Origin of the sequence: Aquimarina rhodophyticola, from assembly GCF_042434915.1 — a bacterium.
Lineage (GTDB): Bacteria > Bacteroidota > Bacteroidia > Flavobacteriales > Flavobacteriaceae > Aquimarina.
The window spans coordinates 1,062,376-1,088,579 of record NZ_CP170198.1 but is presented as its reverse complement, the minus strand read 5'-3'; the positions used below and the strand labels follow the sequence as shown (position 1 = coordinate 1,088,579).

29 protein-coding genes are annotated in these 26,204 nt (G+C 32.0%); 7 read left to right on the top strand and 22 right to left on the bottom strand.

The window, feature by feature from the left end; all coding sequences use genetic code 11:
* Positions 1-84 precede the first annotated feature (84 nt).
* The 13 genes from ACE939_RS04750 to ACE939_RS04690 form a co-directional block, all read right to left on the bottom strand.
* Positions 85-1,095 (bottom strand): 2-hydroxyacid dehydrogenase, encoded by a 1,011-nt coding sequence (locus tag ACE939_RS04750; RefSeq protein WP_378187647.1) that lies wholly within the window; start codon positions 1,093-1,095, stop codon positions 85-87.
* A gap of 35 nt (positions 1,096-1,130) precedes the next feature.
* Entirely contained in the window at positions 1,131-1,820 is a 690-nt protein-coding gene (locus tag ACE939_RS04745; protein WP_378187646.1) for a hypothetical protein, read from the bottom strand.
* Between the two features lie 10 nt (positions 1,821-1,830).
* On the bottom strand, positions 1,831-2,334 hold the full coding sequence (locus ACE939_RS04740; protein ID WP_378187645.1) for a hypothetical protein: 504 nt from the start codon (positions 2,332-2,334) through the stop codon (positions 1,831-1,833).
* Positions 2,335-2,569: 235 nt separating this feature from the next.
* The gene (locus tag ACE939_RS04735; protein WP_378187644.1) at positions 2,570-2,809 is read right to left on the bottom strand and encodes a hypothetical protein; all 240 of its coding nucleotides are present in this window, start codon (positions 2,807-2,809) and stop codon (positions 2,570-2,572) included.
* 162 nt (positions 2,810-2,971) lie between these two features.
* Complete coding sequence (locus ACE939_RS04730) at positions 2,972-3,409, bottom strand: Hsp20/alpha crystallin family protein (RefSeq protein ID WP_378187642.1); 438 nt, start codon at positions 3,407-3,409, stop codon at positions 2,972-2,974.
* A 109-nt stretch (positions 3,410-3,518) separates the two neighbouring features.
* Positions 3,519-3,923: a hypothetical protein gene (locus tag ACE939_RS04725; protein ID WP_378187641.1), complete on the bottom strand. Its 405-nt coding sequence runs from the start codon at positions 3,921-3,923 to the stop codon at positions 3,519-3,521.
* 127 nt (positions 3,924-4,050) lie between these two features.
* Positions 4,051-5,418: an MBL fold metallo-hydrolase RNA specificity domain-containing protein gene (locus ACE939_RS04720; RefSeq protein ID WP_378187640.1), complete on the bottom strand. Its 1,368-nt coding sequence runs from the start codon at positions 5,416-5,418 to the stop codon at positions 4,051-4,053.
* Positions 5,418-6,269 (bottom strand): ATP cone domain-containing protein, encoded by an 852-nt coding sequence (locus tag ACE939_RS04715; protein ID WP_378187638.1) that lies wholly within the window; start codon positions 6,267-6,269, stop codon positions 5,418-5,420. Before ACE939_RS04715 ends, ACE939_RS04720 begins: the two co-directional genes overlap by 1 nt.
* A 428-nt stretch (positions 6,270-6,697) precedes the next feature.
* A complete protein-coding gene (locus ACE939_RS04710; protein WP_378187637.1) occupies positions 6,698-7,549 on the bottom strand; it encodes a universal stress protein in 852 nt (283 codons plus the stop codon).
* Between the two features lie 109 nt (positions 7,550-7,658).
* Positions 7,659-8,510 carry a universal stress protein gene (locus ACE939_RS04705; protein ID WP_378187635.1) on the bottom strand — a complete coding sequence of 284 codons (852 nt, stop codon included), beginning with the start codon at positions 8,508-8,510 and terminating at the stop codon, positions 7,659-7,661.
* A 68-nt stretch (positions 8,511-8,578) separates the two neighbouring features.
* Complete coding sequence (locus ACE939_RS04700) at positions 8,579-9,436, bottom strand: universal stress protein (protein WP_378187634.1); 858 nt, start codon at positions 9,434-9,436, stop codon at positions 8,579-8,581.
* Between the two features lie 11 nt (positions 9,437-9,447).
* On the bottom strand, positions 9,448-10,302 hold the full coding sequence (locus ACE939_RS04695) for a universal stress protein (RefSeq protein ID WP_378187633.1): 855 nt from the start codon (positions 10,300-10,302) through the stop codon (positions 9,448-9,450).
* 26 nt (positions 10,303-10,328) lie between these two features.
* A complete protein-coding gene (locus ACE939_RS04690) occupies positions 10,329-11,174 on the bottom strand; it encodes a universal stress protein (protein WP_378187632.1) in 846 nt (281 codons plus the stop codon).
* A 206-nt stretch (positions 11,175-11,380) separates the two neighbouring features.
* Here ACE939_RS04690 and ACE939_RS04685 point away from each other — a divergent pair, with 206 nt between their 5' ends.
* The 3 genes from ACE939_RS04685 to ACE939_RS04675 are packed head-to-tail and all read left to right on the top strand — an operon-like array spanning position 11,381 to position 14,847.
* Positions 11,381-13,711 (top strand): heavy metal translocating P-type ATPase, encoded by a 2,331-nt coding sequence (locus tag ACE939_RS04685; RefSeq protein WP_378187631.1) that lies wholly within the window; start codon positions 11,381-11,383, stop codon positions 13,709-13,711.
* The gene (locus ACE939_RS04680; RefSeq protein ID WP_378187630.1) at positions 13,687-14,142 is read left to right on the top strand and encodes a FixH family protein; all 456 of its coding nucleotides are present in this window, start codon (positions 13,687-13,689) and stop codon (positions 14,140-14,142) included. The genes ACE939_RS04685 and ACE939_RS04680 overlap by 25 nt, the downstream gene beginning before the upstream one ends.
* Before the next feature lie 3 nt (positions 14,143-14,145).
* Positions 14,146-14,847 carry a sulfite exporter TauE/SafE family protein gene (locus ACE939_RS04675; RefSeq protein WP_378187629.1) on the top strand — a complete coding sequence of 234 codons (702 nt, stop codon included), beginning with the start codon at positions 14,146-14,148 and terminating at the stop codon, positions 14,845-14,847.
* A 396-nt stretch (positions 14,848-15,243) separates the two neighbouring features.
* Here the strand turns inward: ACE939_RS04675 and ACE939_RS04670 are convergent, their stop codons facing one another.
* From ACE939_RS04670 to ACE939_RS04635, 8 genes are all read right to left on the bottom strand, one after another.
* Positions 15,244-15,717, bottom strand: a complete 474-nt coding sequence (locus ACE939_RS04670) for a hypothetical protein (protein ID WP_378187628.1) — start codon at positions 15,715-15,717, stop codon at positions 15,244-15,246.
* Between the two features lie 152 nt (positions 15,718-15,869).
* Positions 15,870-16,328 (bottom strand): hypothetical protein, encoded by a 459-nt coding sequence (locus ACE939_RS04665; protein ID WP_378187627.1) that lies wholly within the window; start codon positions 16,326-16,328, stop codon positions 15,870-15,872.
* 297 nt (positions 16,329-16,625) lie between these two features.
* Positions 16,626-16,928: a type II toxin-antitoxin system RelE/ParE family toxin gene (locus ACE939_RS04660; RefSeq protein WP_378187626.1), complete on the bottom strand. Its 303-nt coding sequence runs from the start codon at positions 16,926-16,928 to the stop codon at positions 16,626-16,628.
* Positions 16,928-17,161 (bottom strand): hypothetical protein, encoded by a 234-nt coding sequence (locus ACE939_RS04655; RefSeq protein WP_378187625.1) that lies wholly within the window; start codon positions 17,159-17,161, stop codon positions 16,928-16,930. The genes ACE939_RS04660 and ACE939_RS04655 overlap by 1 nt, the downstream gene beginning before the upstream one ends.
* 112 nt (positions 17,162-17,273) lie before the next feature.
* The gene (gene hemN, locus ACE939_RS04650) at positions 17,274-18,638 is read right to left on the bottom strand and encodes an oxygen-independent coproporphyrinogen III oxidase (protein WP_378187624.1); all 1,365 of its coding nucleotides are present in this window, start codon (positions 18,636-18,638) and stop codon (positions 17,274-17,276) included.
* A 53-nt stretch (positions 18,639-18,691) separates the two neighbouring features.
* On the bottom strand, positions 18,692-19,543 hold the full coding sequence (locus ACE939_RS04645) for a universal stress protein (RefSeq protein ID WP_378187623.1): 852 nt from the start codon (positions 19,541-19,543) through the stop codon (positions 18,692-18,694).
* An 86-nt stretch (positions 19,544-19,629) separates the two neighbouring features.
* Positions 19,630-20,685, bottom strand: coding sequence for a response regulator (locus ACE939_RS04640; RefSeq protein ID WP_378187622.1), 1,056 nt, complete (start codon positions 20,683-20,685; stop codon positions 19,630-19,632).
* 2 nt (positions 20,686-20,687) lie between these two features.
* A complete protein-coding gene (locus ACE939_RS04635; protein ID WP_378187621.1) occupies positions 20,688-21,926 on the bottom strand; it encodes an ATP-binding protein in 1,239 nt (412 codons plus the stop codon).
* Positions 21,927-22,292: 366 nt separating this feature from the next.
* Between ACE939_RS04635 and ACE939_RS04630 the strand changes: the two genes are divergently transcribed.
* The 3 genes from ACE939_RS04630 to deoC all read left to right on the top strand — a co-directional run bounded on the left by ACE939_RS04630 (position 22,293) and on the right by deoC (position 24,198).
* Positions 22,293-23,168: a hypothetical protein gene (locus ACE939_RS04630; protein WP_378187620.1), complete on the top strand. Its 876-nt coding sequence runs from the start codon at positions 22,293-22,295 to the stop codon at positions 23,166-23,168.
* An 80-nt stretch (positions 23,169-23,248) separates the two neighbouring features.
* Positions 23,249-23,548 carry a thioredoxin gene (trxA, locus tag ACE939_RS04625; protein ID WP_378187619.1) on the top strand — a complete coding sequence of 100 codons (300 nt, stop codon included), beginning with the start codon at positions 23,249-23,251 and terminating at the stop codon, positions 23,546-23,548.
* Between the two features lie 5 nt (positions 23,549-23,553).
* A complete protein-coding gene (deoC, locus tag ACE939_RS04620) occupies positions 23,554-24,198 on the top strand; it encodes a deoxyribose-phosphate aldolase (RefSeq protein WP_378187618.1) in 645 nt (214 codons plus the stop codon).
* Between the two features lie 217 nt (positions 24,199-24,415).
* On the opposite strand, the gene ACE939_RS04615 is transcribed toward deoC, so the two are convergent.
* Positions 24,416-25,252: a universal stress protein gene (locus ACE939_RS04615; RefSeq protein WP_378187617.1), complete on the bottom strand. Its 837-nt coding sequence runs from the start codon at positions 25,250-25,252 to the stop codon at positions 24,416-24,418.
* 300 nt (positions 25,253-25,552) lie between these two features.
* Between ACE939_RS04615 and ACE939_RS04610 the strand changes: the two genes are divergently transcribed.
* Positions 25,553-26,155: a hypothetical protein gene (locus ACE939_RS04610; RefSeq protein ID WP_378187616.1), complete on the top strand. Its 603-nt coding sequence runs from the start codon at positions 25,553-25,555 to the stop codon at positions 26,153-26,155.
* Positions 26,156-26,204: the final 49 nt, after the last annotated feature.

Genomic DNA, 26,204 nt, shown 5'->3' with positions numbered 1-26,204 from the left:
ACAAAAAGTATGTATTACTTAGGGTATACTGTAATTATAAAGCCTTCATAAAAGAAACTTTTAACTAAAGACATCTTCGGTATTTTACCCTTTATTATCAATAAGAGCTGTCAATTCATTCGGCAATGATTCTCCTTGTTCTAGTAACGTAAATGCATTAATTGTATCGTGGGCAATATTTTTTAGTGCTTCATCGGTTGCAAAAGCTTGATGTGGTGTCAGTAGTACATTTGGATGTGTTAATAGTCTTTGTAGTAATGGATCATTTGGACGATTACGATTGTGATTATAAAAAAAGATACCATGTTCCCTTTCATATACATCTGTGCCATAATATCCAATTTGCTTAGTATCTAATGCATCAATTACATGGGCAGTATTGACTATCGCACCACGTGCTATATTAATAAGCATTACACCTTTTTTCATCTTCGCTATCTGTACAGCATCGATTAAATGATGCGTAGCCGTCGTAAGAGGCACACTTATTAGTATTAGGTCACATTTGCTACATAAGGTATCAATATCTGTAAAAGTAATAGCATAATTTTGAGATAACGCTTCCTCTTTTTTTAAATCATTTACTATCACCTCGCAATCAAAACCTTTGAAAATTTTAATCAATACTTTTCCTATTCTACCGGCTCCTATGATTCCAACTTTTTTCTTGAACAAATCAAAACCAATTAATTCACTTAAAGAAAAATTGTAGTCAGAAACATTTTTATTTGCTAATGTTAGCTTTCTATTAAGTGCAAGTGTTAGAGCAACAGCATGTTCTGCTATTGCATTAGGGGAGTATTTAGGAGTATGTGTTATTCGCAATCCTAACTTAGTAGCCGAAGCAATGTTTACATTATCATTACCTGCAGAACGTAAAGCAACAAATTTGACTCCGAAATCTTTTAAAAGTTTTAATATTTTTGAAGAACCATCATCTGCAGAAAAAATTGAAATGCCATCAAATCCTATAGCCATCATAGCAGTATCAACGGAAAGTCGATCTGCTACATAATGTAGTGTATGATGATCATTATTAGCCTTTTCTAGATAAGGAATTTCAAAATCTTTGGCACTATATATTAAAATTTTCATGGGATTTTTATATTTACTGCTAGTAGGAGTAATTCTTACTCCTCGGTTGGAAACAGACTATCATCACCTTCACCTTCTATATCTGATATCATTAATATTTTTTGACTTTTGAGCGCCCACACTAATACTTTAATATAATCGTTAACAGCTTTATTTATGCGTTGTGGTTCGGTTATATCAATTGAACCTTTCCATATGGTTTCTCGTTCTCGATCGGGACAGACACAGTATAAAGTAGACTCTACATGATAAATTTTATATTCATCATAATATGTCTCATTGTGATAAATATTTTGATTATTGTAATAATCCTCTCTAAAGCTATCAAAAATTCGGTTCATGTTTTTATATGCTTGAGTCAAGGAAACTTTTTCTTCTACCCCAACTACCTTTGACACCAAAATAGCATCAAATCCTTGAGTTATAAGATTTGATTCTAAGATTAGTAAATCGTTTTCTGTTTTCGGGTTTATTGTATATTCGGTGTTTAAAACTGTATAACTCTCATAGGCATTAACGTTATTTTTTTTCAATTGAGCTACTAATTTTTTTTCAAAAGTATGTCGACTCTTTTGATCTTTTGTCATACCAATTACTAAAACCTTCTGAGCTTCAAAGATTTCAATATCCGGATGTTTCCAATTCTCTATAAGTTCACTAGAATTACAACCTAAGCTAAAAAACATTAAGCCTAAAGAGCCAAAGAATTGTTTAAAGTTAATCATATATACTTCCTTATTTATTTTCTAAAATTATATCTAAGCGTCTCGTAATTTGATCGGTATAACGTGGTAAATGCTCTATGATAGACTCTCCAGAGATCATATCCACATCTTTTAAGTCAAAATTATAACTCCCTATGGTTGATAGTATGATCAACTTATTCATTTTATCGGGATGATTTACTATAATCCTTTTTACATTTTTGGGAGGGTTCCCATATTCCCACGAATTAATAATTATTAAAGCATCCCATTTATCAATGTTTACAGTAAAAAGTGTATATGCATCTATAATTTTAAAATAAATTGGATCTTCTTTGTAATGATTAATTATATGTTGTACCAAAGAATCTTTAAAACGACTCCCTTGAGAAGCAATTAACACTTTATTAGGAAGCTTAGAGGATTTTATCTCAAAAGGAATTACAGTATCCATAGAGTAAGTATAATCATACCATATCCAAAAAGCTATAGACATCATAGAAATTATAATACCTAAACTGATAATTTTTTTCAAAGAATTTTCTTTATACAATTTATAGATCAATTTATTCTGATATTCGTCTTTGTTTATCCAATTTCATGATATTTTTAAGTAAACTAAATACTTCTTTTTTTACAGATTTGTAATCATTTAGATATCCAGAAATTTCGTGATGTATTTGTATATTTTGCTCTTTATACTTTTTCTCTTCTTCCAATTGATCGATACCATCAAGAAGAATCGTTAATTGGTTATAATGATTAATTATTTATTTGAGCAACGGTTCTAGATACTTTCGCATTTCGCCCAGTGCATTATGTACTTTTTTACTTTTTGTAAAATTCTTCTCCGATAATAGTTGTAAAGAAAAATTATCTAGCAATTCATCAAAAAAGTATTGTTCATCTTTAATGAATTTTAATTCAGAAATCCAAGTAAGCGCAATTTCATGCATTTCTTCTGCACTTCGCCATTCCACATATTTGGAGTTAACTACTCTACTTTTCATTAGCGTATTTCTTTAGATAATAATTAAAACTACCTTGTTTACAAGTAAAAATGCTTCTCGTAAGATTTTGACCATTATAACTTAGAAAATCCATACCTTGTGATTAGGGTTGTATACAATTTTCACTATACCTACCTATAACTGTTTTTAGTATGTTTTACCCTATCTGAATATTTTTTTGGGAAATTCTAGAGCATTCTCTTTTTTGAGTAATTTAAATTTTAATATGCCATTTTTGTACGATGCTTTTACTTCTTTTTGTTGATCAATTGTTGTGGGTAATTGCAACTTTCTATCAAATTCTTGATAAGTAAATTCTTGGCGTGTATAGTTGGCATCTTCTTTTATTTCTTCTTTGTTTGATTTAGCACTTATATGCAGTACATCATCCTCCATGGTAACTTTAATATCCTCTTTAGAATATCCTGGAACTGCCAGTTCAATTTCAAAATCTTTTTTACCCTCTTTGACATTCATAGCAGGTACATTACTATTTTTTACAAAAAAATCATCAGAGAAAAATGCATTTGTATCTAACCAGTTCGATACACTATCATTTATCCAGGGAAAGCGCTTGTTTTTTAAATTAATTAATGACATAATGTGAAGTTTTTAAGATGTTAGTATTTGTGTTTAATGGTATAAAAGTATCATTAAAGCACATATTAAAACATGATAAAAATCATACTATCAATTTTTTAACAAAAAATCAGAATCGCAAAATAGTTGCAAGTTTTAAGTACATGTCATTTTTTTCTTGCGCAAAAATATCACAGAATTTTTTATACATATACTGGACTTCTTTGTGTCTTTTTACATAAAAATGGTCACAATAAATGGTATCACATTCAAGTAAACCTCCTAATTGATTTTCATGTACCTGTAGTTCTTCATAAAGAACCAAAGCTGACTTTTCTATATCTTTAAGTTGAATTTTAAAATTTGTTAATATTTCATATACATTGGGAATATTTGAAGCAAATGCATTCGAGTTTAATAACTTTTTTAAAAAGTACAACTCATTGTCTAATCTTTGGAGATTGGTTTTCCAATTAATCAAATCTACATGAAAGGATTTGACTTCTTTATTTTCTAACTGTGTTTCTTTTTCCATTGTATTAATAATTATAACATTTATATTATACTTGGCTCGCGAATACGCTGTATACCATGTGTAGCTATGATATCCGTGCAGCTACAAAGTAAACATGATTAAGAATCAGTGCTTCTCAATTTAAATATTACCTAAGTGTTACAATCTGATTGTGGCTTGGTATGGTAACTTCCCAGTTGTATATATCTTTAATTTTGACACGTAGTGAGTCTAAAGCCGTTGCCTCCCCATGTACCAGAAACACTTGTTCTGGTATGTTTTTTATGTTACTTATCCAATCTAATAGCTCGGCTTGATCTGCATGAGCAGATAAACTTTGATCATGAAAAATTTTTGCTTTTACAGGTATAAATTTGCCAAATATTTTGATTTCATGAGCTCCATCTTGTAATTGTTTTCCTCTAGTACTTTCGGCTTGATAACCTACCAGAAGCACCGATGTATTAGGTTTATCTATCAATTGTTTTAAATACGTAAGCACTCTGCCCCCTGTAACCATACCACTTCCTGCAATTACAATTTTAGGATGTGGATTATCAATTACCTTCCAAGTATCTCTAAAAGAAGTTACTATATGAATATGATCTAAAATAGTACGCAATTCTGAAAGAGGAATTTTATGCCAGTCTGCAAAGCGCTCAAATAAAGATGTAACCGAGTTGCCCATAGGACTATCTACATATATGGAGATGTTAGGAATTTTATTTTTTTTGTACAGTGTCCATAAAAGAAACATAAGTGTTTGCAATCGTTCTACCGCAAAGGATGGTATTATCAAAGTTCCTTGATTGGTAATAGTATCTTTTATAAGTGTTATTAATTTCTCTTCTATATTTTCTTCGGGATGACATTTATTACCATACGTACTTTCCAAAAATAAAAAATCCGCCCATTGAGGCTGTTTAGGGTTTTTGAGTAATATGTCATTTTTGCGACCGATATCTCCAGAAAAAACTAATAATTTTCCATGGATATCCAATTCGATATACGTTGCTCCAATAATGTGCCCATTGTAATTCAATCTGTATTTGATATTTGGGGATAATGTATACCAAATTCCTTCTTCTTTTTTCTTAAAAAGTTTAATAGTTTGCTCTGCTTGGGTCATGGTATAAAATGGCTGAGCTGATTCGTGTTTTGAATAGCCTTCTTTATTTGCTTTTTGCGCTTCTTCTTCATGTATTTTTGCACTATCTCTTAAAATAATTTCTGTAATTGCTAATGTTGGCGCCGTCCCAATAATCTCTCCCTTAAATCCTTGTTGTAATAACCTTGGTAAATAACCAGTATGATCCAAATGACCATGAGTAAGCAATACAATATCAATTGTTGAAGGGTCAATAGGTAAAGTACTCCAATTAAGTTCCCGTAATTTTTTAATCCCTTGAAACATACCACAATCTACCAATATCTTTTTTTGTGAGGTTTCTATATAAAATTTTGATCCTGTAACGGTTTCGGCTGCTCCTAAAAAGTGTATTTTAATCTCTTCCATTAGTCATTCTTTAATGTACATAACATATCGACTTCATTCATAATTTTCTCTTTTCGTTTATCTGAAATCCCAAGATGATCTAGATAAAAAGCATCTTTAATTAATTGTCTAAATAAAACCACATCCCTGCTTAATAAAAATTGTTTTTCGCTATCGGTAAGTAACGTAGAAGTCGTAATAGGATACAACCCTAAACGATCTATACGATCTTTAAGTGCATTGCCTTTTGGATAGTCCCAACTCAATAAATGCAATCCTACACAATTCCCATACTGTATAGCATCAAGAGTAAATCGCGTATTAGTAACCACCCATGCTTTTGAAAATTGTGGTGTATATACTTTTGCTATTCTATTCTTTTGCAAAATATCGTTATACCTAGAATAAATATATAAGGGTACTTTAACATTACAATTACGACCTTCTTCGCTGTGATATTTGCACTCGATCAGTAAATGATTTGATTCCTTTTTGGCTATGACATCTATTTCATGTGTTACACAATGTCCTTGTATAGTTTTACCAACCTCAACGGTATACCCCGAAAATTGTAAAATGGCAGCTACAAAACGCTCAAAAGGAAAGCCCGTTGGTCCTAGCTCATAAATTGCCTTTTTTAATTTATATTTTGAAGCATAGACTAACTTATGTTGTTTGAGCATGGCAAATGCACGATTATAAATTTCTTTGGTTGTAATTCCTTGATATAGCTCATCGCGAACGGTATCCATTATCTTTTGAACAACCTCTTTATTTGCACCACTACTGTATAAAGATTTTCTAAGCTTTGTAAACGAAAATTTAGCACGGTCACCTGATGATTTTATAACATCAAAATTTTGACTTGTCATAGTTAGTTATTAATAAATTAAAGTCTAAGTATGATACTAATTCAATACGAGTGTATCATTTAGCATTATATATAGTATCATTCTTGGGGTGTCCTGAAGTTTTTAATCTAGTTTGAAATCATTTTAATTACGTGCTTTCCTAGTTTCTCATTGGTTACTGTCTAGGTAAGCATCAGCGAACAAGTAACTCCTTATAAATAGATTCTTTAAAAGAAAAGCTTTTGCTTGGTGATTTTCTACCTCTAAATTTTACCGGCCTGTTCTATAGCGTAAGACACTTCTTTGAGCCGAGTAGAAAATCCTTGATAACTATAAAATTTTTATTATCCTAAAATCACATAAATACTATATCATTTTTACGTCAATAATTTATGACTTTACCGTATCCAAAACACCTATATTCTTTATTCTTGTGCTTTCAAAAAATTTCAATTTCTCAAATCATGTAATGCCAATACAGGAACTTTAGAATAATATCCTAAATTTTTCACCATAGGCTTTGATAAAATACTGTCAAAAAAAGAATGCTTTTTATTTATGAAAGTGATCATATCTATATTTCTGCTCTCTACAAAACAATTTAGGGCGCTTTGTAAATCCATATTATGTAAGGTATGAAAAGAATGATCTAATGTATCAAAGTATTCTGCGTACAATTGTTTATTATTCTCTTGTTCTGGGGTTAGTCCTTCTTTATTAGTTACATGTAAAATTCGAATTGAAGAATTATTATACTGAGCGATATTTATTAAAAAGTCCAATTCTCTGCGCTTTACATGCGTTTTATAACTTGTAGGAAATACAATTTCCTTAGGTTCTTTAAAGGTTACTTCTTTAGGAATAGCAAGTACAGGACAATTTCTAACTTTCTCCATTACCAATACTGCATTGGTGCCGTATATAATATTGTTATTGTCACTCGCGCCTTGCGTTCCCATTACAAGCATCTCAATATCCTTTTTTTCTACTATATCCAAAATAGCTTCTAGCAACGAATTAAATTGAGAGATTACTATAAATGTATGTTTGGTATTTTCTTCTCTTATCTCTAATTGTTTAATAATTTTTGTCAATCCTGTATCAGACTTTTCTTTTAAATCTTCAAAGACCTTATCACCTGGTTCGGGTACCATCATACTATCCAAAGCATATCCTGTCGCATTGAAGGTGTTCAAAATATAAAATTCACATTCTTGATTTTTATAAAGTTCTACTGCGTAAATTATCGCATTCCATGAGTTTCTGGAAAAATCGGTTGGTAATAATATTTTCTTTTTCATGTGTTAAGGTTTATTATTCGTATTCGATAAGTTTCGTTTCATTTATAATTAAATACTGTACGATTTATAATAAAAAGATAAACTCGCATACTTACTCACAAGATGTAAATCAGGAGGATTCGGGAATTACCATAAAAGGTACCTCAACGCTAAGCCCCATCTTCCTAATAACAGATTCTCGTGTCATTCGTTCTATAAAACTATGTTTATAATTAACCATATAAAGCAGATGTATATTATTGTGCTTGATATAATTGCTTATACTTTCTGTTTTTTCTTTCTTTTTTGTGAGCCAATGTAAACTCACTTCAGTATCGTCTCCAAGATGTGCCAATAAAGTATCATAATTATATTGTTGGCTATCTTCTAACTCACCAGCTTCTCTAATATGCAGGATATGCAAATGAGCGTGAAACATGGTCATCAATGTATTGATTGGATTGACTTCTTTTTTACTATAAAAGCGTCTCAAATCTGTCGAGAAGGCCATGTCTTTTGGTTTAGTAAAAACATACTCGTTAGGTATTATAAGCGTTGGACAAAGTGTATTACTCTTTAAAACATGGATAGTATTACTTCCCAAAAGATATTGCTTTGCACTTGTAGCTCCTTGAGTTCCCATTACAACAAGATCGATTTGTTTATTCTTAATAGTCTGTTGTATTGTATCTACAATATTTTTTGAAATCGAAAGAGTCTCAAACATATGATTCAAACCCTCACAATCTCGTCTAATCGCATGCAATGTTTTTTCTAATCCCTCCTTTGATGTATTACTTAATTGCGTATATAATAAAGTTCCTTTTGTCGTATCTACCCTGCTCGTTAATATTGGAGTCTCAACTTCAAACGTATTTAAAATGTATATTTTACAGGCTTTTTCTTTAAAAAGTCTTGTCGCATATAATAAAGCATTATACGCATTATTAGAAAAATCGGTAGGAACTAAAATTGTTTTCATTGTAATTATATATTAATGACTATTCATGTAAAACTACAAGGATCCTACCATCAGAACTATGATATTGATCAGGTATCTGAAGGAATTATTAGAAATGGAACTTTGGTACCAAAAGTTATTTTTTTTACTACTGCTTCTCTCATCAAAGTTTCTAAAAAACTATGCTTATAATAGATCATAGCTAGGAGTGTAATCTTCTCTTCTTCAATAAAGCTTTCAATACCTTTGGCGACTCCATCAAAATTTGGAAGTACATAAAAATCATAATCAAAATTTTTAAAGTAATTATCCAAAGCTCCCGAATTATAGTTTTGAACATTGGATAATGACGGGGTATCATAAATATGTAGCATGCAAATTTTTGCGACATTTCTTTTTGCTATTTTCTTAATCGGATCTATTTCAGCTTTATAATAAATTCTTTCAAAATCAGTTGCAAATGCAATAGTATTTGTATCGGTATACTTTGCTTCTTCTGGAATGACAAGAATCGGACAATCCTGATTGTTTTTGACAACAGCATGGGTAGTACTTCCCAAAAAGAGAGTCTTAATGCCAGTAGCACCTTTGGTACCCATGCAAATATTCTCATATTTTGTGTTACAAGTCATTTCTTTGATGACCGAGATAAGGGTGCCTTTTCTTGAATGTACAGTAAATATATGTTCACAATCTGAATCAAATTTTATGATATCACTTACTACACGATGTAAGCCTGCTTCCGATTCCTGCTTTAATAAGTCTTCATAGTAACCAACACGTTGAGAACTTAGTGTTGTTGCTAGTTGACTTGGACTAACATCATACACATTAACAATATCAAATTGACAAGGCGTTCCTTTATACATTTGCACAGCATATTGTATGGCATTCCACGCATTATCAGAAAAATCGGTTGGTAGTAATATCTTAAGAGGTTTTTGCATAGCACTTTTAATTAAGATAACAATCTCTTTTCTGAAGGAATTACTAGAAAAGGAACATTCGTATGATATGCAATTTGATTAATAACAGGTTTAAAAAGTAAATTTTCAAAGAAGGAATGACGGTTGTGAATCATAACCAGTAAATTAATTTTAATCTTTTTTTGAAAATCGTCTATAGCCTCCAAAACATCCATGCCCTCTGCGACGTGAAAAATATGCGCATTTGTTTTAAAATATTTGTCCAAGTACGTTTTTACTTTTTCTTGATCTTTATCCAAAGTAACCCCGTAGTAAGCGTTTAATATATTTAATCTAGATCCATGGGTCTTACAAATAGTTTTGATAATTGGTAAAAACTCATTTGCACTATCTAATTTGAAATCGGTTGGAAAAAGTATCTCAAACGGTGCTTCATATTTAAAATTGGCAGGTACTGCCAAAACCGGACATTTTGCTTTTTTTATTGTATACATCGTATGGGTACCTATAAAAACTTCTTTGGCACCCGTTGCACCCTTGGTGCCCATAATGATTAAGTCTATATGTTTTTTTACAACCATCTCCCTTATCTCACCAATCAAGGTATTAAAAGTAGAACATCGTACAAATGTAAAATTAGAAGTATCAAACTCTTCTTTAATTTTATCTTCGGTACGTTCAATATCACGCTTCGAATTCATCATAGCTACATCTTCCATACCATACATAGTAGGATTCTCTATTAAATACCCTGTATGATAAGATATCGGCGTAAATGTATTTAACAAATAGAAAGTAACTTTTTCCCTTTCAAACAAACGCATTGTATATCGAATCGCATTCATAGCATTATCCGAAAAATCTGTGGGTAACAAAACATTTTTCATCTATCAAAATTTAAAAAATTAAGTAACTATCTACTAAGATTTTGCATGACCAAAAAAGGTACTTTTAAATGCAATCCTATGGTATCAATTTTGGATTCATACAGTAAACTCTCTAAATAAGATTGCCTAGAATTAATCATAACCAACATTTGGACTTCATACCGAGAAATACTTTCATTAATTGACATAGTTACATCATCAGAATTTACAGTATGAAATTCGATTTTATTGCCTGCCAATGTCTCACTCAAAAATAATTTATGATCATCTTGCCTAAAGGCTAGCCTTTCATATTTTGAAACATATAGAAAATGTATGACAGATCGATAACTTTTAGCCAAACAATGTAATATCTTTAATTCCCTGCGCTTGTAGGGTAATTTAAAATCTGTGGGAAATAAGATGTTTTTTGGCTGAGTATATTTATATTCTGAAGGTATAGCAAGTACAGGGCACTTTACGTACTTTAAAACTTGAAGAGTATAACTACCAAAAGTTATGGTACGATCATCTGTCTTTCCCCTAGTTCCCATAACAATACTATCTATATTTTCCTTGTCAACCAGTTCATTTGTTTCATCTACAAGACTACCAAATAATGATAACGTTATGTACGTGTGTCTTGGATTAGGAGAAACTAATAATAAATCATCACGCAAACTTGTTAGCGTCCCCTCAGAGTGTTTTAATACTGAAGCTTTATTTTCTTCAAAACGTTTACGTGAAGTCATATCATTGTTATTATAAACCTCATCGGCATAAGCATGTATTATATAAAATTCACAGTACTCGTATTTAAAAAGTTCTACAGCATAGTACAGCGCATTTAAAGCATTCTCTGAAAAATCGGTGGGTACTATAATTTTTTGCATCGAGTCGATTGATTTGTTGTGAAAGGTTCTCTACAAATCTATTACCCCCTATTCTTTCTAACTATGATATTTATCAGTTCTACATACCTAATTATTTAATCGTTAAAGCTTAAAATAGATTGCAGTCTATGATATTGAAACATTACTGATATATATCATAGAATTTTATATGATATCCTAAGATTTTTGCAATCAAAACTTCTTTTATGGGAGATGCTATATGCTATCATTGTGGAGATACTTGTGAGATTAGTCCAATAAAATTTGATAAAAAGCTATTTTGTTGCGTTGGTTGTAAAACTGTATATGAAATTTTTTCTGATAATGATTTGACATGCTATTATGATCTACAGCAGGCACCGGGATCAACCCCTAGTGATATTAAAGGTAAGTATGAGTTTCTAGATACAGCCGATATTGTTCATAAACTCTTAGACTTCTCTGATGATACTATACAAATAGTTACACTACACATACCTCAAATTCACTGTAGTTCATGTATCTGGATTCTAGAGAACTTACACAAACTAAAAAGTGAGATTAAAAACTCTCAAATTGATTTTCCAAAAAAAACAGTTAGAATTACATACGATTCTCTTAAATTCTCTCTTAAAGAGGTTGTGATTTTACTAAGTTCTATAGGATATGAGCCATACATAAGTTTGGATGATTATAGTACATCTCAAAAAAATATTGATCGCAGTTTATATTACAAATTAGGTGTTGCAGGCTTTGCGTTTGGAAACGTAATGTTTTTATCATTTCCAGAATATTTTGAAGTATCCGAGTATTGGTTAGATCAATACAAATATATCTTTAGATTCCTAATGCTTCTCTTTTCTATACCAGTGGTAATATATGCAGGTCAAGAATATCTTATTTCTGCTTATAAAGGCATACGTTCTGGTATGCTAAATATCGATATTCCTATTGCTTTAGGTATTATCGTACTATTTATGCGTAGCGTTGTCGAGGTGATCATGGATTGGGGAACAGGCTTTTTTGATAGTTTAACTGGACTTATTTTTTTCTTATTACTCGGTAAATTCTTTCAACAAAAAACATATTCTTTTTTATCATTTGAGCGGGATTATAAGTCCTACTTTCCTATTGCTGTTACCAAAATTAATGCTGGTTCTTTAAAGAGAGAAGAAAGTATCCAAATTTATGAAATTAAAAAAGGAGATCGATTGCTTATACGTAACCTAGAACTTATTCCTGTAGATAGTGTCCTTATCGATGGTAACGGCCAAATTGACTACAGTTTTGTTACGGGAGAGAGTAAATTGGTTTTTAAAACTTCTGGAGAAAAATTATACGCGGGAGGACGTCAAGGGTCAGGACCTATACAAATTGAAGCATTAGAGTCAGTCGAACAAAGTTATTTAACTCAATTATGGAGTAATGATGTGTTTAATCAAGATAAAGATTCTCAATACATTAACATTACAGATACAGTAAGTAAATATTTTACAATAAGTATTTTATGTATTGCCCTCATATCAACAATATATTGGATGTTTACAGATATAAGCCAAGCAGCTCAAGTATGTACAGCGGTTCTCATAATTGCCTGTCCTTGTGCATTAGCACTTGCCAGACCATTTGCATTAGGCAATATGGTGCGTATTTTTGGAAAACATGGTTTTTTTCTTAAAAATAGTACTGTAGTAGAGCGTTTAGCTTATCTCGATACTCTTATTTTTGATAAAACCGGTACAATAACTACAAATACAGGTAACCTTACATCTTATAAAGGTGCGTCGCTAGACAAAGAACAATCTAACTTGCTCAATAGTGCTCTTAGAGCATCAAATCATCCGTTGAGTAGATCTATATATACTACCCTTACGGCTCATGACATACTATCATTGGATACATATAAAGAGATTGCTGGCAAAGGTATTGAAGCACACTACAAAAATAATAGCATACGCATTGGATCAGCTTCTTTTGTTAGAGAAAACACGTCTTCTCCCTATTTAAATACTGTCGTTCATATAGCTATCAATAATCAATATATGGGATATTATGCATTTCATAGCACATATCGCAAAGCCTTATCAAGAGTTTTTAATACCCTATCCAAAACGTATGACCTGATGGTTCTATCTGGAGATAATTCGGGAGAAATCACTCATTTAAAAACATTACTCCCTAACAAAACGAAGCTACACTTCGATCAAACCCCTCAAGATAAACTTGATTTTATTAAAGCACTACAACATAAAGGAAAAAAAGTAGGAATGATTGGTGACGGACTTAATGATTCTGGAGCTTTAGCACAGAGTGATGTAGGTATTGCAATTTCTGAAGATATTGCTGTTTTTTCACCAGCGTGTGATGCCATTCTTGATGCCTCCCAATTTAAAAATATTGACACCTATATGTCTTTATCCAAGAAAACAATAACCATAATCAAAAGTAGTATACTTCTTTCATTTTTATACAATTGTATTGGATTATACTTTGCAGTTACAGGACAACTATTTTTGAACTCTAAATTAAAATTATGGGAGTTATTTATGTTTTATTAACGATCAGTATACTAGTAGCAATAGCATTTTTTATAGCTTTCATATTATTTTTTGTTATTCGTATGAATACAAATACAGCTTATCAACATGATTTGGTAACCGAAGCGTATTACAAGAAAGAATTGGCTTTTCAAAAAGAGATAGATGCTCAAAAAAATGGCAATGCTCTTGATGTCAATATATCCTTAATTAAAACCAAAGAGGGTTTGGTTATCAAATTTCCAGAAACCACTCAATATAAAAAAATTACTGGAACTGTTTCATTATACCGACCTTCAAATAAAAAATTAGATTTTGAGGTCCCTATAAAACTCGTAACGCCCACACTACAAGTTAAAAGTTCCTATCTTATACCAGGTCGGTGGAATGTGAGTGTTAATTGGTACTATCAAGGAACTGAGTACTTATTTAAACAACAAATTAATTTATAAACTATGTTTCTCTCGGCGATACTACTAGGGCTTCTAGGCAGTTTTCATTGTATCGGAATGTGTGGTCCTATTGCATTTATGCTGCCCTTAAGTCATCATAATTCCATTAAAAAATTAGTGCAACTAGCGCTGTATCATATAGGGCGATTAGTGGCATACGGTATATTGGGTGTGTTTTTTGGTGCTATTGGCAAACAGCTTTATCTCTTTGGGTTACAGCAAAAACTATCCATAATCATTGGTGTGCTTATGATAATAATCGTACTCATCCCGCAACATACTTTTGCCAAAAATAACCTGTCCAAACCCATATACCGTGTTCTATCCAAGCTTAAAAGTTCTCTGGGTATGGCACTCAAACAAAAAACTCCAGATACTTTTTTAACAATTGGATTTCTTAATGGTTTTTTACCTTGCGGCCTAGTATATATGGCTGTTTTTGGAGCAATGGCAAGTAGCTCTTTGATATATGGAGGTTTGTATATGCTATTTTTTGGTCTTGGTACCATACCCTTAATGACTATAACGGTCTACGCCGGAAGTTTACTTGGTGCTAAACAACGCTTACGCATACAAAAGTTAATACCAATGTTGGTGATACTCATCGGACTTCTTTTTGTTCTACGAGGCTTAGGTTTGGGTATTCCGTACTTATCACCAAAACCTCCATTAGTTCAAGTTACTGCTAATATGGAGTGTTATTAACCATACCATTATACTAGTAGACAGAAATTATGCTGACTAAATTTTGGCACCCCCTCTTTGTATGGGGGTGACCCCCTACTCCATACCCCCTCACCCCCTCTTTCTAGTGCTTCGATTGATGCTTTTAATGAGTCTACCCCCAATCGTAAGGGATTTTACGGTATTGTTGCAGGGGTTTAGGGGGTCAAATAAGGCCTCATAGCCCACTTGATAACGCCTATAGTTAGTTAATGTTGGGGTAATAGCCACTGCCACTAGACATCAAAGCACTTTGAGCAAGGCTCGTAGCAGTTGTAGCTTCCTACAAAAGAATTGTATATAGATTAGCACCCATAAAAAAACCGCATCACTGCGGTTTCGTTCTTAACATTTATAATAGGATAGTAACCTTTTTTCTTAATTAGTAGTACTATTAACTACATTTCGATTGAAAAGTTTTTTCATATCCTCATAAACTGTTTTAGCGCCTGGCTCATTTTCTCCAGATAAGTAACGCACCTTACGATAAAAACTTAGAGCATTATTATAGTTATCATGATCCAATAACGTTTTAGTATCAATTAATTGTTGAGTGAGATTTTCTAACATATGTACACGATCTTCAATTTGTTTGCGCACTGCATAATCTCTATCAAACTCTTCTTTGTCAATAAAGTTAGGAACCCATTCTGGATTTTGCTCCATATAACTTTTAACTTTATCGACGATTAATTTGTTTTGATTAGCAATACGTCCATATTGTTGACGTTGATCTGGTGATAGGTTTACTGTTTTTCCTTTTAGAATTGTTTTAAAGGAATTTAAATGGGTATCAAGTTCTTTTAATTCGTTGTCTGAGAAGCTGATACTAATTAGGTTTTCTAAAGCCATTGTTATATTTATTTGGTTAAGTAACAAAGCTAAAAACTTAAAATGAATTTATTTCAGGGGAAAAACACCCTTTTTTTTCAATAATTTTTTAAGATCAAAAAAAGCCACAATAATGTGACTTTTCTTGAAACTAAGGGTAAAAGGATAAAACCTTATTTAACAATCGACATATTTTCTTGTATAGCGTTACTGCCAAAAATTCTTTTAATGTCTTGATAAACCGTATTGGCGCCTGGCTCTTTCTCGGTTGCCAAATGCCGTACCATTCGATAAAAACTCAACACATTATTATAAATATCATGATCCAATAATATTTTGGTATCCTTAAGTCGCTGGGTAATGTCTTGTATCAACTGTAAACGGGAATCTATCTGATTACTTATGAGAAAATCACGATCAAATTCTTCCTTATCAATAAAATTAGGCACCCATTCTGGGTGATGGTCCATATATTGCAAGGCTTGCTCAACAACCTTATTATTTTGAGAAGCAATACTCTTGTAATTTTTACGCTGATCTGATGATAATGCAAATGTCTTTGCGTTAATAATCTTTTCGATCTCATGTAGATGAGCATCCAATTCTTTTAATTCTTTGTCCGAAAAATTCACCTTATTCAATTTTTGAAAGTAAATACTATATTGTTTTTCCTTGAACCAAAGCTATGATCTTTCTATGAGACAAATAAGGGGAAAAACACCCTTTTTTGAAAAAAATAATCGTTTTTTTTAAAAGATATGATATATAGAAAATAAAGAAAATTTGAAAACACAAGATTATAAAGAATAATAAATCAATAGCTTATAATAACTCTGAAACGCTATGCTCTAAGCCATGAATTAAGAATCGTTTGATAAGCACATAACTTGCGTATACCTCCTCTTACTATACGCACGATAATGAATTACTTATATAACAGGATAACGTCTAGAATTAAAAACGGTTGCAATTTTTATAAGATCTTTGGTCTCATCTACTGTATACAGCAGATTATATTGATTCGCAGTGAGCTTACGATATACAATCTTATCACGCTTTAAGGGTTCTACAACCGTTCCTAAGTAGGGTTCTTCGATAAGCATATTTACTTCACCAATAATCTGGCTAACCACTTTTTTACCTGCTTTTAAACTCGATCGTTTTATATGCTGCTCATATAATTGTTCTAATTGGCTCTCGGCCATAGCTGACCAAATAATCTTATGTATCATTACTTAAATTTTGAAATTAATACTCCCATCGATATATAATTTTCGCTTTGAAAATCTTTTTCGGCCTGAGCAAGCATATCGTGCAAAGCAGTCATTGACATTGGTACTAACATCTCTTCAAAAGCAAATGCGTTTTCGTTGTTAAGAACATTTTCGAGACGGCTAATTATTTCTTCATCCTGTAACTTCAAGAATTCTTGAACAAATACAATTTTTCTTGATGGTAGATCCATAAATTTATCATTTTACTCAAAAGTACAAAATTAACTTTCAATTATTTGAACAAAAAAAACACTTCTTTATAGGTAAAAGAAGTGCTATCTGAAGTACTGGAAACAGGTGCTTTTAAATTGTCATTGAGAACAGTTGTGTTGTTGGTTGCTGCTGTTGCAAATGCAAATCAAAAGCCATACAAATATTGCGAATGTAAGGTTTACCTTTATCCAAAACTGTAATACCACCGCTATCCAATTGTAATAAGCCATCATGCTGCATGGGTGCCAATCGTTGAATGATTTTATTCAGGGATGTTATTTTTGTAGTGCTCTCATTCCACCGAGTTTGCATACGGCACATAAGATCTAATATATGTTGTCGAACAATCACGTCGATTTCGCTTAAGAGATGCCCCTTAAATACAGGTAAAATTTGTTCATCTACCAAGTGCTTGTACTCTTCAATTCCCTTTACATTTTGTGCGAATCCATACCAGCTATCACTTATGGCTGATACTCCTAATCCAATCATAGCTTGTGTTTTGGATGCTGTGTATCCCATAAAATTACGATGTAAATTTTTATCCTTCATCGATTTATAAAGTGCATCTGTAGGCAAAGCAAAATGATCCATGCCTACCTCAACATATCCTGCAGTTGCTAACAATTTTTTACCTAATTCATATTGAGCTCGTTTCTCTGTTGCTTTGGGTAAATCACTATCTTTAAAGCCACGTTGACCACTCCCTTTGAGCCATGGTACATGTGCGTAGCTATAAAAAGCCAAGCGATCTGGTAAAAGTTCTTTGGTCTTTAAAATAGTATATGCTACATCTTTTTGAGTTTGAAAAGGTAAACCAAAAATAATATCGTGACCAATTGATGTATAACCGATCTCTCTAGCCAAGGATGTCACTTTTCGCACTTGACTAAAAGTTTGCTTGCGATGAATAGCGTTTTGTACTTGTTCATTGTAATCTTGTACTCCAAAACTTACGCGACTAAAGCCCAAATTGTATAACGTTTGTAAATGAAGTTTGGTTGTGTTATTAGGATGTCCTTCAAAACTAAATTCGAAATCTTCTGCTAGCTCGGCTGTTCTTAAAATACCTTTGACTAAATACTCCAAATTAGGCGCCGAAAAGAAGGTTGGTGTACCACCACCTAAATGTAATTCTTTAATTCTAGGTTTGGTTACAAATAGTTTGAGGTACATGTCCCACTCTTTAAGCAATGTGTTAATATACGGCAGCTCAACTTCATGTCGTTTGGTGATGCGCTTGTTGCAACCACAAAAAGTACACAAGGATTCGCAATATGGTAAATGAATGTACAGACTAATACCTTCACTCCTATTCGATTCAATATAAGACTGTCTAATACTATTTTTCCATCCTGTTAAAGAAAATGTTTCATTATCCCAATACGGTACTGTTGGATAACTTGTATAACGAGGTCCTGGTATATTATATTTATTGACTAATGATTGACACATACTTGAGGAAATTTTTTAAACTATAACTTAATAGATGGGTAGGTTAACAATTTTTATTCGTGAAGAACTAAAAATGGGATATCGATATGATAACTAATTTCTTCAACAAGTGGTTGAAATAAAATACGTTGAAAAAAATTAAGATTTTTGGCAACCATGGTAATCATATTGATATCTCTACTCTCTATAAAACATTGAACAGCTTGCTCTATATTTGGATTTGATAAAAAGTGAAAGCTATGCGGAATAGCATTTCCCAACTGTTGATCTAGAAAATTTTTATTGATCAATTGATTATCAGATAGTTTTTCTTCTTTTTTGGCTACATGCAAAACACGTAGTGCTGCCTTTTTATCTAGTAGTAACTGGGTAAGGGTATCAACAACTTTTGCTTTATAATTAATATTATAGTCGGTTGGAAAAGCTATTTCTTTAGGACGACTATATCGTGCATTTTCTGGAATTATTAATACCGGACATTTAACCTTAGTAATAACATCTCCAGTATTACTACCAATCGTGCGTTGTAAAGCATTGGATGCTCCTTTGGTACCCATCACGATATAATCAATATGCTTATCAACAACATGCTTGCGTATACCATCTACAAAAAACACAAATTCTACTAATGGTTTAAAGGTATGTTTTGTATTAAGTGGTAATTTGTCAATGCGTTTAAGTAATTCGTCCAACTTAGCTTTTGCATTGGTTGTTGTACTATCAACAAGAATAGCGTCCTTATTATTCTCAACAGTAAAAAGTGGTTCATCGACGATGATACCTTCTGTTGGAGTTATATGCAACAAATAAAAGGTACAGGTAGATTTCTTAAAAAAAGCCACCGCATATACAATGGCGCTCCATGAATTTTCAGAAAAATCGGTGGGTATTAATATCTTTTTCATTGGATATACTTTGTCTGATTACAAAAGTATAGTGCGCAATGAGCTAAAAATATGATAAAAATCAGGTTATGTTATCAAACCTATAATTAATCGATCATTTGCAGACCCGATAAATTTAAAATTTGAATGTTGCGACCTTCGATCGCAATAAGACCTTCTTTTTTAAATCCTGACAACGTTCTAATTAAACTTTCGGTCGCTATTCCGGCAACGCTTGCAAGATCGTTGCGAGATATTTTGATGTTAGCATTAGATGTTTTGCTCATCACATTTGCAAATTTGAGTATAGTATTGGCTGTTTTTCTACGAACCGAACTATATGCCATTTGTAGTAATTGATTTTTGACTTCGCTCAAATTATCTGTTAGTAGTTCCATCAATTCTAAAGAAAGTGTCGCATTTTTTTCTAGAATTTCTTTTAACTCTTTTTTGGTTACCATAGCTACTTCGACATTCTCTACAGCAGTCGCAGTTTCCTGATAACTTGTTGTCTCGAGAAAGGTCGTGAATCCTAAGAAATCATCGGCTTTATACAAAGCGGTAATTAGATCTTTACCGTTCTCATCCATGGTATGCGTTTTTACAACACCCTGAAGTATTAAAAATATATTATTAGAATGCTGTCCCTTTTTATATATAGTATCGCCTTTGGCTACTTTTACGATTTGACCATTATCATCAAAAAAATTCTTGAGCTCGTTAAGGTTTCTTAAACTGTCCTCAGGAGTATCTTCCTTTAAAGTTTCGATAGTATCCTTACGTTGCTTAAGAAGTAAGGTCTTTGCAAGTCGACTTTCGATCGCACTTAACAAATCTTCTTCATCAAAGGGTTTGGTCAAGTAATCATCTGCTCCAAGATCCATTCCTTTTCGTATCTCTTTGTGTTCTGTCTTTGCCGATAAAAAGACAAAGGGGATACTTGCAGTTTGGGCATCCATAGATAACGATTCTAACACACCATATCCATCAATTTCTGGCATCATAATATCACACAATACGATATCCGGATTGATTTCTTTTGCTTTGAGTATTCCAATCTTGCCATTAGGTGCGGTTGTTACCTTGTATGCTGATAATTCGAGTAGTTCTGCAGTATTTTCACGTAACGCTGCATCGTCTTCGATAAGCAAAATTGTTTTCATAATTAAAAGGTTGTTTGATTTGCGCTTATTGGTAAACTTATGTTAAATGTGGTTCCTAAATTTTCGATGCTGGTAAAAGAAATAGCCCCACCCAAATTTTCAAGATGACTCTTTACTATATTAAGCCCGATACCTGTACCTTGATCTAACAATGCATTTTCGGCTCTAAAGTAACGTTTAAAAATAAATTTTTGTTCTTTTTCAGGAATTCCGATACCTTCATCTTTAATGGTGAATTTAAAGCATGTGTCGAGTTTGGTGACTTTTAATTCTATCGTACTATGCTCTCCAGAGTATTTTACAGCGTTATGCACTAGGTTTGAAAGTATAAGTTCTAAGATCTTCTCATCAAAATGTACTTTAAATTCGTCGGCATTTTGTGGATACACAATCTTTTGGCCATCTTTAAGTAGCATATTGGCATTGTAAATAACCTCATTAATCACCTTACTAAGTGGAAACGTAGTAAACTTATAACTTACCTTACCTGTCTCTAATCGTTCAATAGATAAAAAGTCGTTAAGGATATTATCAAGATACTTAACCTTACTTTTGATCGTATCTAGATGTTTATCACGTTTGCTTTGTTGGTCATCTTGTGTATATTTACCTGCCAATGTAGCAGATGTTAAGATACCGCTAAGTGGTGTTTTAAATTCGTGAGAAACTAGAGATAAAAACTTCGTTTTTAATTCATTGAGATCCCGTTCTTTTTTAAGGGATTCTTTGATCCTCTCTTCGGCCTCTTTTCTTAGTTTCACCTCTTCTTGTAGTGCACTAATAGTTATATTGAGATCTTGAGTACGAGCGGCTACCTTTTGTTCAAGATTTTTATTAAGCTCCTTAATTTCTAATTCTTGCTTTTTACGAGCTGTTATGTCAATGACTAATGCCATTACATACTTTGTATCATAAATAGTAAAGGGATTAAGCCCAGCCTCTACAGCAAATAACGACCCATCTTTACGCACTCCATGCAAGTCTCTACCATGTCCCATTTGCCTTTTTTCTGAATGTCCTACAAAACGTTCAAAATGATCACCGTGAACATGATGATACTCTTTGGGAATTAAAATATTAAGCGATTTTCCTACTAGTTCATCTTTTGAGTAGCCAAAAAGCTGTTCTGCCGATCCATTAGTCGCTACTATGATTTGTTGTTCGTTAACTACAATTATTCCTTCTGGTACAGCTTCAGATAATATTGTAAATACATTGTCACTTTTTTCGAAGACTTTCATCTTTCAAAAATAAGAATTTACACGAACTCTAGGAAGTGATATAAATCTTAAAATAACTGATATATTGAATGCTTTTCAGTTTTATGATAGGAAGAAAAATAATTTTATTCAATGCTGATCCTAATCAATGCATAATTGATTTTAAATAGTACACCTTTACTCCTATAAGTCCCTCTTTATGATTATAATAACACAACTGTTATAAAAAAACTGCTACCGCTATTGTTTACTTATACACCCGAAATAATAACGCTGAGATGATTTTATTGATCAAAACACTATTTGCTAAATGAGTAAACAATATATGATATACATCATATATTATAAAAAACTCAATATCTATATTTGTCATTAAACTTAACTATTATGAAAATTCAATCGCTCCTACTCATACTACTCCTTATTTCTTGTAAAAATGATAAGCCAACTAAGATCGTAAATGAGGATAGTAAACTACCCATCAAACCAGAGGTTGAAGAAACTTTAGACAATCAACAATCTTTTTCTGAAGATAAATTAACCGCAGATTATGATAAAAACCAGCAACGTAAGAGAGAAAAGTTGTTAGCTATAAAAGATAAGAAAGAACAATTGGGAGATTTGGTAACTACAAAGACGTTTTTAAAAGAAACCGATGATTATATTTTGGACTACCGATATCCTTATTTAAAAGAAGCTAGTCACCCATCTCACAAAAAGTTTAATACCTATATTAAAGAAAACTACCTAAACATTGTCGCTACTGAAAATGAAATTTTGGATGACAAAGAGCTGCTATGCGATACACTTAATATCAAAAGATCAATGGATAAACGTAGTATCGATTACAAATTATTCTCGGCAAAAGAGAATTTGATAAGCGTTGTCCTATATAAAGAAAATTATTATTCGGGTACGGTGCATTCTAATTACGGTTTTGATTGCCTTAATTTTGACACTAATGGTGGAGAATTTATGACATTCGAGAATTTCTTCCAATCTAATACCGAGATAGAGGTACTGTCAATTATTAACAAAACAATTACTGCTAATATTAAAGATGGAGAACTGTTTTATGAATGCTGGGAGCTTTCATCAGGAGATTTTCAAGTTTATAAAAACAATTTTGTAATTAATGATACCTTACTCACATTCTATTTTGATGATTGTATAGTATGCCCTTCATTCACTGGCACCTATGCTATTGATATTCCTATACAGAATTTTAAAACTCTTCTTAAAAAGGATAATTTTTTGTTATAATTAATTCTCTAATAGTTTTATTTGCCTTACAAAAATTTGATTTTATGTATCTTTCAAATACACAGATAAAATAAACTACAATGAAAAGCAGTTTTAATAAACTTATAGACTCCTCTACTCCCGTACTCATAGATTTCTTTGCAGATTGGTGTGGTCCCTGCAAAATGCTGGGCCCTATTCTTAAAGAAGTAAAAAAAGACTTAGGAGATCAAATTAAAATAATCAAAATAGATGTTGATGCTAATCAAAATCTTGCTACCCAATATCAAGTTCGAGGCGTTCCTACCATGCTATTATTTAAAAATGGGAAACAAGTATGGCGTCAATCAGGAGTCCTTCAAAAAAATGATATTATACAGGTTATCAACTCACACAAATAATTATTTTGAAAATCAATCAATTCATTGATCATACCTTACTCAAACCTGAAGCTACACAAGATGATATTATCAACCTATGTCAGGAAGCTGTTACTTACAAATTTTATGCAGTATGTATTAATAGTTGTTACGTGTCTCTAGCTCACAATATACTTAAAAACACTACTATCAAAGTAGTTGCGGTTATAGGTTTTCCACTTGGCGCTATGTCATACAATGCCAAAATTTTTGAAGCGCAACAAGCTATTGCTGATGGTGCTGATGAAGTCGATATGGTTCTTACTATTGGTTGGATCAAATCTGGACTTTATAAGAGAGTAGCGAACGAAATTAAAGAGATCAAAAAAGCAATTGGATCAAAAATACTTAAGGTGATTATCGAAACCTGCTATTTAACTATTACCGAAAAAATTGAAGCATGTCGTCTTAGTGTTAATGCGGGGGCAGATTTTGTAAAAACCTCTACTGGTTTTGGAACAGGTGGTGCAACGATTGATGACATAGTATTAATGAGAAAAGAAATAGGAAGTCAAGCAAAAATTAAAGCGTCTGGAGGTATCAAAGATTATGAAACGATTAAGACTTATCTTAATCTTGGTGTTTCCCGAATCGGAACTTCGTCTGGTGTATCTATAATGCAGGAACTTTAAAAGTGACCTATATATTCAAGAAAAAAACACCATTTCAGCAAACACCATATAAAAGTACTTTTAAATTTAATAATTTGAGATTGTCTGGTCAAAATCGAAGCTCAATTATCAAGGATTGAGAAATAAGCTTTATAAAAGTGAAGACTTTTGTTTGAATTTATTATAAAAAAGAGAAAATCTAATAAAGACTTTCTCTTTTTTTATTCTCTTAATTTGATTAAATTTTGAAGGTTAACACAGGTAACTCAGAATGATTTGCAATACGTTCCGTTATGCTTCCGCTAAAAAAATGTGCTATTCCTCTTCTACCATGAGTAGGAAGTGCTATAATATCGGCAGATATTTTATTACTAAAATCAAATAAGGCACTTTCAATTGAGTAATCATTTAAGTATACTACTTTATCCATTAAACTTAAGTTTCCAGCTTCAGCTTTAAATAAAAAGTCACTTACTAAGGTTTCCATTTGAGAAGTACTTTTAAAACGTTCACCAGGAAGATTGACATATACTAAATGAATGTTGGCACCTATCATCTTGAATAATTTCATAGCGTTATGATACACGTTAATATTTTCTAACGTAAAGTCACAGGCAAAAACCACCTCATTGATTTTAAAATCTTTTTGCTTATTTTTTATAACTAGCACAGGCACATCAGAGGTTCTAACGACTTTTTCTGTATTAGATCCCACAAAGACTTCTTCAAGACCACTTGCGCCATGAGATCCCATGACGATCAAATCTATATTATTTTCATTTACAACTGTATTTATCTCACTAAATATCTTGTAGTTTTGAACCATTTCTGTAGTTCTGATATCCTTAAGGAAGGGTTTATCTAAAAAAGTTTCGAATCGTTTTTGAGCTAGACGCATGTAAAATTGAGCTTCGGTAGCTTCTTGCGCTTCATCTTTGGTTAGAATAGCCTCGGATAATCCCATCATATGTAGAACTATGATTTCAGAATTGTTCTTTTTGGCTAAGGTTGCTGCTACTTCTAATGCATACTCAGAGTATTTAGAAAAATCAACAGGGACAAGTATTTTCTTCATAATGTTTACTATTTACATCCAAAATTACGATTCATATACCTACAGAACTATGACAATTATCATAGTTCTGTAGGCTTTACAATTCCGTTAAACACCTTATGAAGAGTAAATATTAGACGAGATCTACTATCCTTATAATTGAGATAGTACTACACGGTTCCAAAATTTTAATTCATATCAATTGTGTAATCTCTAACATGATTAAAAAAAATCAACTAGCTACTACATAAAAAAATGTAGACATTATTTTATGTTTAAAAAATATAAATATCTTTAGCTTACTAATTTAACATTTTATTTATGAAAAAAATAGCAATCTTAGTCCTAGTTTTAACAACCACTATCGTTTCTGCACAAAAGAGAAAAGATAAAGAAGGCGATATTAAAAACCTAAAAGGCATCAGTGCTTACAACTTAGTTTTTGACTATGAAAATCTCAAAGTTGATAAATTTGATACAGAAGAAGAGTTTCTTAAAGATAAAATGGATAAGAGGGAAAAAAAAGAAGCTGGAAAAGGAACTGAATTTAAAGAGAATTGGTTTGCAGATCGTGAGAATCGCTATGAACCAAAATTTATTGAATCCTTTAATAAGCGTTTTGATGCTAAAGAAATGAAAGCTGATAAAAATTTAACGGAAGCAACCCATACGATGAAAATCAAAACAACTTGGATTTATCCTGGTTACAATGTTGGTGTAATGCGCCAACCAGCAAAATTAAATGCAACAATAAGTGTTTATGCTAATGATAATCCAGACAAAATATTATACAAAGCTGACTATATAAAAGCACTAGGTAATGGCGCAATGGGTTATGATTTTAACTCTGGATATAGGATATCAGAAAGTTATGCAAAACTTGCTAAGACATTAGCATTTCATATAAAAAAGAAAGCCAAATAAAAATAGAAATAGCGACACAAAGGTGGTTGTATAAAGTAGTACAACCACC

Coding starts and splice junctions, on each gene's coding strand:
- ACE939_RS04750 (WP_378187647.1), bottom strand. CDS start 1,095: ATGAAAATTTTAATATATAGTGCCAAAGATTTTGAAATTCCTTATCTA.
- ACE939_RS04745 (WP_378187646.1), bottom strand. CDS start 1,820: ATGATTAACTTTAAACAATTCTTTGGCTCTTTAGGCTTAATGTTTTTT.
- ACE939_RS04735 (WP_378187644.1), bottom strand. CDS start 2,809: ATGAAAAGTAGAGTAGTTAACTCCAAATATGTGGAATGGCGAAGTGCA.
- ACE939_RS04730 (WP_378187642.1), bottom strand. CDS start 3,409: ATGTCATTAATTAATTTAAAAAACAAGCGCTTTCCCTGGATAAATGAT.
- ACE939_RS04725 (WP_378187641.1), bottom strand. CDS start 3,923: ATGGAAAAAGAAACACAGTTAGAAAATAAAGAAGTCAAATCCTTTCAT.
- ACE939_RS04720 (WP_378187640.1), bottom strand. CDS start 5,418: ATGGAAGAGATTAAAATACACTTTTTAGGAGCAGCCGAAACCGTTACA.
- ACE939_RS04715 (WP_378187638.1), bottom strand. CDS start 6,269: ATGACAAGTCAAAATTTTGATGTTATAAAATCATCAGGTGACCGTGCT.
- ACE939_RS04710 (WP_378187637.1), bottom strand. CDS start 7,549: ATGAAAAAGAAAATATTATTACCAACCGATTTTTCCAGAAACTCATGG.
- ACE939_RS04705 (WP_378187635.1), bottom strand. CDS start 8,510: ATGAAAACAATTTTAGTTCCTACCGATTTTTCTAATAATGCGTATAAT.
- ACE939_RS04700 (WP_378187634.1), bottom strand. CDS start 9,436: ATGCAAAAACCTCTTAAGATATTACTACCAACCGATTTTTCTGATAAT.
- ACE939_RS04695 (WP_378187633.1), bottom strand. CDS start 10,302: ATGAAAAATGTTTTGTTACCCACAGATTTTTCGGATAATGCTATGAAT.
- ACE939_RS04690 (WP_378187632.1), bottom strand. CDS start 11,174: ATGCAAAAAATTATAGTACCCACCGATTTTTCAGAGAATGCTTTAAAT.
- ACE939_RS04685 (WP_378187631.1), top strand. CDS start 11,381: ATGGGAGATGCTATATGCTATCATTGTGGAGATACTTGTGAGATTAGT.
- ACE939_RS04680 (WP_378187630.1), top strand. CDS start 13,687: ATGGGAGTTATTTATGTTTTATTAACGATCAGTATACTAGTAGCAATA.
- ACE939_RS04675 (WP_378187629.1), top strand. CDS start 14,146: ATGTTTCTCTCGGCGATACTACTAGGGCTTCTAGGCAGTTTTCATTGT.
- ACE939_RS04670 (WP_378187628.1), bottom strand. CDS start 15,717: ATGGCTTTAGAAAACCTAATTAGTATCAGCTTCTCAGACAACGAATTA.
- ACE939_RS04660 (WP_378187626.1), bottom strand. CDS start 16,928: ATGATACATAAGATTATTTGGTCAGCTATGGCCGAGAGCCAATTAGAA.
- ACE939_RS04655 (WP_378187625.1), bottom strand. CDS start 17,161: ATGGATCTACCATCAAGAAAAATTGTATTTGTTCAAGAATTCTTGAAG.
- hemN (WP_378187624.1), bottom strand. CDS start 18,638: ATGTGTCAATCATTAGTCAATAAATATAATATACCAGGACCTCGTTAT.
- ACE939_RS04645 (WP_378187623.1), bottom strand. CDS start 19,543: ATGAAAAAGATATTAATACCCACCGATTTTTCTGAAAATTCATGGAGC.
- ACE939_RS04640 (WP_378187622.1), bottom strand. CDS start 20,685: ATGAAAACAATTTTGCTTATCGAAGACGATGCAGCGTTACGTGAAAAT.
- ACE939_RS04635 (WP_378187621.1), bottom strand. CDS start 21,926: ATGAAAGTCTTCGAAAAAAGTGACAATGTATTTACAATATTATCTGAA.
- ACE939_RS04630 (WP_378187620.1), top strand. CDS start 22,293: ATGAAAATTCAATCGCTCCTACTCATACTACTCCTTATTTCTTGTAAA.
- trxA (WP_378187619.1), top strand. CDS start 23,249: ATGAAAAGCAGTTTTAATAAACTTATAGACTCCTCTACTCCCGTACTC.
- ACE939_RS04615 (WP_378187617.1), bottom strand. CDS start 25,252: ATGAAGAAAATACTTGTCCCTGTTGATTTTTCTAAATACTCTGAGTAT.
- ACE939_RS04610 (WP_378187616.1), top strand. CDS start 25,553: ATGAAAAAAATAGCAATCTTAGTCCTAGTTTTAACAACCACTATCGTT.